The organism is Paenibacillus sp. 05T425 (assembly GCF_056396205.1).
Genome location: NZ_JBFTLA010000143.1, coordinates 1 through 405 on the forward strand (window position 1 = coordinate 1; position 405 = coordinate 405).

The following is a 405-nucleotide window of genomic DNA, read 5'->3' on the forward strand; positions in this document are numbered from 1 at the left end:
CCGCCCAGGGCTTTGATGGCTGCGACGCCGCCGCTGACTTCAGCCGGGAACAGCTTGAAGCGGCGATAGCCCAGGCAATAGCCTTCCATGATGCCGGAGGCGTTGCTGATGCCCGGCAACAGCGGGATCGGGCTGGCGACACTGGCTTCGAGCAAGTCACGGGTGATGCCCGGCGTCACGATGAATTGCGAACCGGCGGCTTCGGCAGCGGCCAGCATGCTGCGATCAAGCACCGTACCGGCACCGGTCACCAGCTCCGGACGCTTTTCGCGCAGGATCTGGATGGCCTTGAGGCCGAACTGCGAACGCAGGGTCACTTCCAGCGCCGTGAGGCCACCGGCGGCCAGGGCGTCGGCCAACGGCAGCACGTCCTGTTCGCGAGCGATGGTGATCACCGGCAGGATC

1 protein-coding gene is annotated in these 405 nt (G+C 66.4%); it reads right to left on the reverse strand.

Going from position 1 to position 405, the window contains the following annotated elements; all coding sequences use genetic code 11:
• Positions 1-405 (reverse strand): beta/alpha barrel domain-containing protein (locus tag AC1DF0_RS32495; RefSeq protein ID WP_477577728.1); only part of this gene is annotated, 405 nt, incomplete at both ends.